Annotated in this window: 4 protein-coding genes and 2 tRNA genes; 2 read left to right on the top strand and 4 right to left on the bottom strand. The window is 43.5% G+C overall.

The annotated features are described in order from the left end of the window. Positions 1-151: 151 nt before the first annotated feature. The 4 genes from H5300_RS25065 to H5300_RS25080 all read right to left on the bottom strand — a co-directional run bounded on the left by H5300_RS25065 (position 152) and on the right by H5300_RS25080 (position 3,661). A tRNA-Gly gene (locus H5300_RS25065) sits at positions 152-227 on the bottom strand. A gap of 50 nt (positions 228-277) precedes the next feature. Then, positions 278-351 (bottom strand) — tRNA-Cys (locus H5300_RS25070). A gap of 197 nt (positions 352-548) precedes the next feature. Next, the gene (gene viaA, locus H5300_RS25075) at positions 549-1,994 is read right to left on the bottom strand and encodes an ATPase RavA stimulator ViaA (protein WP_017078723.1); all 1,446 of its coding nucleotides are present in this window, start codon (positions 1,992-1,994) and stop codon (positions 549-551) included. An 11-nt stretch (positions 1,995-2,005) separates the two neighbouring features. Beyond that, positions 2,006-3,661 carry an ATPase RavA domain-containing protein gene (locus H5300_RS25080; RefSeq protein WP_102444148.1) on the bottom strand — a complete coding sequence of 552 codons (1,656 nt, stop codon included), beginning with the start codon at positions 3,659-3,661 and terminating at the stop codon, positions 2,006-2,008. Positions 3,662-3,948: 287 nt separating this feature from the next. On the opposite strand from H5300_RS25080, the gene H5300_RS25085 reads away from it, so the two are divergent. Both H5300_RS25085 and ltaE read left to right on the top strand, forming a co-directional pair. Then, positions 3,949-4,464 carry an NUDIX hydrolase gene (locus tag H5300_RS25085; RefSeq protein WP_029222202.1) on the top strand — a complete coding sequence of 172 codons (516 nt, stop codon included), beginning with the start codon at positions 3,949-3,951 and terminating at the stop codon, positions 4,462-4,464. A gap of 39 nt (positions 4,465-4,503) precedes the next feature. After that, positions 4,504-5,508 (top strand): low-specificity L-threonine aldolase, encoded by a 1,005-nt coding sequence (ltaE, locus tag H5300_RS25090; RefSeq protein ID WP_182797195.1) that lies wholly within the window; start codon positions 4,504-4,506, stop codon positions 5,506-5,508. The last annotated feature ends 303 nt before the right edge of the window (positions 5,509-5,811 follow it).

A 5,811-nucleotide genomic window follows, 5' to 3' on the forward strand; every position in this document is an offset into this window, starting at 1 on the left:
ACTTGAACCGGCACAGCGCGAACGCCGAGGGATTTTAAATCCCTTGTGTCTACCAATTCCACCACCAGGGCACGCAATTCTTTATTGCGATGCCGATTACTGAAAAGTAAAACACCATCTTAATGTCGAAATGAATCAACACTACAAAATTTGGAGCGATACATCGGGTTCGAACCGATGACCTCAACCTTGGCAAGGTTGCGCTCTACCAACTGAGCTAGTATCGCATTTTCATTCTTCTAATGTCTTACCTTATCAAAACGTAAGAGAAAGAGAATGGAGGCGCCTCCCGGAGTCGAACCGAGGTCCACGGATTTGCAATCCGCTGCATAGCCACTCTGCCAAGGCGCCATTTTTCAACACGTTAGAACCGACTAAGCGTTAGCCCCGCTGTGTTCGGGTGCCTACTTTACGGATTGAGTGAAGATAGTCAAACAAAAATGTGAATTTAAATTCTGTTTGCTGACATTTAAATCAAATTGCTGCATGTTCGATCTCTTCAATCAAAAAACACACAGCAAAAACGATTTAAATAAGAAGTTCTAGCGCTACCACTTCTTCATGAAGCGGCCAACGAGACTTGGATGATACGACCAACAGTGATCAAACATGGTCATAAGTTGAGGGTTACCATACTTAGAAAGACTAACCGCATGGAAACGGTTTTTGTGCTCTTTCAATTTTTCAACCTGTGCAATCATTTCATCAGATTGCTTAGGGGCAATAAAGTCAGAAAGCACGATCAAATCTGCGTTCTTGTATTTATCACCCGTCATTAGGTCAATCGACTTCATGAGTACAGGTTCAAGATCCGTACCGCCGTGGAATGAATAGCTTAAGAAGTCACTCGCTTCACGCAGGCCATCTTGTCTTGTTAATTCATAGGTAATCTGCTCAGAAGAGAACAGAATCACGTAACAGTCTCTCTCTTCCGCAAGCGCGATTTGCATCAAAGCGTAAGCCATTGCTTTGGCTGATTGCTCTGGGAACCCACTCATAGAACCAGAGGCGTCCACACAGACGATGAACGGACCTTTTTCAATATCGACGTTTTTGCTATCGGGCTTTTGCGCTTTTACTTTACGTAACGTGCGTGACTTACCTTGCGAGCGATAGCTAAGTAAACGTTTGTCAGCCAAATGTTTATAAAAGATAACCTCAAGCTCAGGATAAGCTAGGAACATGGTCTCGTTCGGCAGCATTTTGTTCAGGTCATCACTTTCATGAATCCCAACAATATCATCGACCGCCTCATCACTTTTCTCTTCAACCATCTGCAGTTCTTCTACAGGGGCTTTGTGTAAAGAAGGATCATCTTCCTCGCTAGCCATACGACCTAGCTTTTCAGCGATCTCTTGTAGGCCTTTGTGCTTATTCAGGAACTCAGCATGACGCTTCATGATGGTGAGATCAGTTTTGCTTAATTTGGCAGATGCCATGTCCCACAAGCGCCCTACGCTACCCTCATCACCCGACTCCGTCACTTTATCCATGTTTTTCATGGTTTCCATGCGTTGATAAAGATCAGCTAAGACTTTTTCTTTGCTTGTTTCGAGTTCGGTTACTTGAGCTTGTTTAATGGCGTCTGACAGTGATTGGTACCATTGGTCGCAAAAATAGTGTGGAAACATCGCGTTATAAACGCCTTTGTTGTTTTCCATCAAGCGTCTTGCTTGTAAGTAGAACGCCGAGTGCCACTCCAGTTTTTTGATAACACTGTCTATCTCATCAAAGAACTGCGGTTCATCCCAATAGATCACTTCTTGGTAAAGTGCGATTTCCTCTTGGAAGCGATCAGTTTCACACACTTTAGTGACGCGTTTTTTTACTTTACCGCGCCATTTAACTAAGTGGTTTTTCACTGATGTTTTAACGCCTTTGTTCTCAGCAGCCATCATTACTTGAGAACGAGCGATGAGATCATTCATCGCGGTATCAATGATACCTGAATCAGCTACCATCAAAGCGAGGTTTAAGCCGTCTGCTCCTAACATATGCTCTCCCCTTACTCGAAGTACTGACTCATGAACTTAATACGTTGTGCGATCTTGCTACTCTTCACTTTTGTCGTTTCGAGATCTTGCGTTACCGCTTGCAAGCTTGATTCCATCGCTTTCGGTAAATCAGGGTCTATATAGTTATGAGGTAGCGCATCATGGAAATCAGTGCGAACTCGTTTTAACTTGAATTCAGCTTCAGTTAACTGCTCAAGGGCTTTCTCAGCACCACTCAACCACTTGTTGTACAATTCTTGGTCTAAACCGTCAGTTGTAACCACACTCACCAGTACAGAACGATTAGCAATATCTTTAATGACTAACTGGTTCGATGCATCCAAGTCGAGTTTTAAACGGCATAAGTTTTTATTTTCGTTAACGTAACCGTAAATGTCGCCATGGCCTTCTTTAAGAACTCGATCAAAATCGTCTTTGGCTACGTATACCCAACGACTATCGCCTTTCTCAGATTCAGACACAGACATGTTGCTTTGCAGCATAACCAGTTTAACTAGGTTGTATGCACTGCCAACGCTGTACATTTTCGCGTTCTTGATATCATTTTGGTAAACGTCTTTACGCAGCAAGCCACTGGTAGACTCCATAGAGAGCGACACAGACAGCGTTGATTCAACATCGTCTTGAATCTCTTCGAGTTCTTCACGGGACATTTCAATTTGAGCTTTCGACTCTTGTTGGTCAAACGCTCGGTTCAATGCAAAGTCTTTTACCACACTACGAACCACATCACGCGATTCTGGGCTATGCCATAAACAGTCTTGCAGTAGCATAATATCCAGCGGATTTACGCTATCACGACCACTGAAGAATGCGCTTGCCTTCAACAGCTTGACCGCTTTCTTCCAGCGTCTATCTGATACATATAGATCAGTTTCAGTAGCCGAGCTTTGCTTTTTGACAGTCTCTTCGAGCATGGTTTTCAGTTCAAATAGCTTGTTGAACGAGTTATCTGTCAGCTCCAAGTTATCGAGCTCTTTCTGCCATTGATGGTATTCAATATCAGTAATCGCCAAACCTTTTGGAATCACAGCTTCCTGAGAGGTACCCGTCGTCAGCATCGATTTGAAGTTTTGTTTGTTTTGAATACGGTTTACGAACACACGAACGAGCATCCGGTCGTAAAGAGCTTCTAAGCCGCTGTCTTCATCTGGAAGTTCGTTGGATGCAGACACTAATAAGCGCATCGGTACGCGTTCAATATCTGCGCCATTTTTGAATGTCTTTTCGTTAACGACCGTAAGCAAAGTATTTAGGATTGCAGGACCTGCTTTCCAGATCTCATCAAGAAATACAACTTGTGCTGTTGGTAGGTAGCCTTCGGTCAGTCTGACATAGCGACCGTTATCTTTTAATTCTTGAATACTTAGTGGGCCAAACACTTCTTCTGGAGTAGAGAAACGGGTCATCAAATATTCGAAATAGCTACTGTTGTCAAAAGCCTGGATGAGGCGTTTAGCGATAAGGCTTTTTGCGATGCCCGGAGGACCTAATAGAAACACACTTTCGCCAGCCAGGGCCGCCAGTAAACAAAGCTTAATCGTGTCTTCTCTTTCATAAACGCCATCAGAGAGAGCATGTGCCAATTTGTTAATTCTTTCAGAGAGTAGCGCCTTGTCAGCATGTGAGGAAATAGAAGGGTTCATGCGTTACTCCGAAAATCTTTGAACAGTTGAGAGTGTAGATACGTTTTTATACATTTGTTAGCACTTTGTTACAAGTATCTTTTATTATTGAGTTGCCTTTATATCAGATGGTTACGCTGCAATTTTCGCGCAATCATAGATTCCAATTATGAGAGTAACATCACGAACGGCGTGAAATTAAATCTATTACTAAGCCTAATTTTTCTTTTATTTTCGACACCATAGACGTTATGGTGGTACACGTCTTCAGTTATACGAAAAATTGGCAAGGAATGTGGCCAAATTGCATGAGTAAAGTTATCCATCAATGGAAAAGTATTTCTCTCATCGAAGAGAACGTGACGCTCCCTACGAACGTCGTGGTAAAACATACAACAATACACCACCCTGGCGCGGCCGTTATTCTTCCTATCACTTCGTCAGGAAAAATCATCCTCATTAATCAGTTTCGTCCTTCTCTTAAGAAATGGCTTTTGGAGCTACCTGCAGGCACGATGGAAATTGATGAAACACCTCTTCAATGTGCCCAGCGCGAATTGGAAGAAGAAACCGGTTACAGTGCAACTTCTTTTCAGAGCTTAGGACAAGTCACACCTTTGGCTGGATTCTGTGATGAGATTCAGCATTTATTTGTCGCAAAACATCTTAGCCTCACTACCCGATTTGAATGCGACGAAGATGAAGTTATAGAAGTGATAGAGCTGAGCTTAGAAGAGCTGCACAACAAAATACGACACGATCAAATCACCGATACAAAAACTATCGCTTGTTTAAGCAAAGCCCAACTATGTGGCTATCTATAGCCAACTATATGACTACCTAAAGTACTCTAGGAGAGAAGCATGGACTTTCGTTCTGATACCGTAACTAAACCTTCGCAAGCTATGCGTGACGTAATGGCAAATGCAGAAGTGGGCGATGATGTTTATGGCGATGACCCAACCGTAAACGAATTGGAACAGTGGGCTGCCAATGAAACCGGCTTTGAAGCAGCGATGTTCACTTCTTCGGGGACACAAGCCAACCTACTTGGTTTAATGGCACACTGTGAGCGTGGTGACGAATACCTTTGTGGCCAACAAGCGCATAACTATAAGTATGAAGCCGGCGGTGCTGCAGTGCTCGGCTCGATTCAACCTCAACCCGTTGAGAACAACCCAGACGGCACACTAGACTTTAAAAAGCTTGCCGCTGCGATTAAGCCAGACGACAGCCACTTTGCTCGCACCAAGCTTCTGAGCTTAGAAAACACCATTAATGGTAAAGTACTGCCAATGTCGTACTTGGCAGAAGCTCGTGAGTTCGTAAACCAACACGGCTTACAAATGCACCTAGATGGCGCGCGCGTTTATAATGCAGCAGCGGCGCTGGATGTACACATCAAAGAGATCGCACAGCACTTCGACTCTATGACAATTTGCTTATCAAAAGGTTTAGGCGCTCCAATCGGTTCACTACTCCTTGGCAACAAAGCGTACATCGCTAAAGCTCGTCGACTGCGTAAAATGGTCGGTGGCGGTATGCGTCAAGCTGGCATTCTTGCTGCAGCAGGCAAGATGGCGCTGACTGAGAACGTTGCTCAACTCAAAACTGACCATGAGAACGCGAAAAACTTAGCCATTGGCCTAAGTAAACTAGAAGGCTTCTCAGTTAACCCTGATTTCATTCAAACGAACATCGTGTTCGCTAAGTTAGATGAGTCTGTTGATATTAACCGCATCACACGAGAGTTAGGTGAACAAGGCATTACTATGTCGCCTGGTAATCCAGTACGTTTTGTTACCCATAGAGACATCAGTTCAGAAGACATCGTTACTTTCCTAACAAAGCTAGAAAATGCGCTTTAACTCTTGACGAGATTAGCCTCTATAGCAATTGAGATTTGAGCTTCCCCTATGGGAAGCTTTATTTTTGAACAAAATTATTAGCCGATTCCACTGCCAAAATAACCTTCGACACCTACTAGTTTTCTCATAAACACACTTGATTGACTGGAACAGAACGCGATCTCGTTTTGGCCTATGAGAGGCTTTGTTGCGTAATTAAATTTAGAGATAGAGCCACCCCGTTTCGCGTATTTCTTAGTCAATACGACAAGTTTCAGGCATACCTAACCCAGTAAGCTTGTTCAACGCTTTTATCATCGCGTA

The organism is Vibrio sp. SG41-7 (assembly GCF_014164465.1).
Classification (GTDB): Bacteria; Pseudomonadota; Gammaproteobacteria; order Enterobacterales; family Vibrionaceae; genus Vibrio; species Vibrio splendidus.

What these genes read in the sequence shown, in the direction of transcription:
- viaA (WP_017078723.1), bottom strand. Translation starts at nt 1,994, where the DNA reads ATGTTAGGAGCAGACGGCTTAAACCTCGCTTTGATGGTAGCTGATTCA.
- H5300_RS25085 (WP_029222202.1), top strand. Translation starts at nt 3,949, where the DNA reads ATGAGTAAAGTTATCCATCAATGGAAAAGTATTTCTCTCATCGAAGAG.
- H5300_RS25080 (WP_102444148.1), bottom strand. Translation starts at nt 3,661, where the DNA reads ATGAACCCTTCTATTTCCTCACATGCTGACAAGGCGCTACTCTCTGAA.
- ltaE (WP_182797195.1), top strand. Translation starts at nt 4,504, where the DNA reads ATGGACTTTCGTTCTGATACCGTAACTAAACCTTCGCAAGCTATGCGT.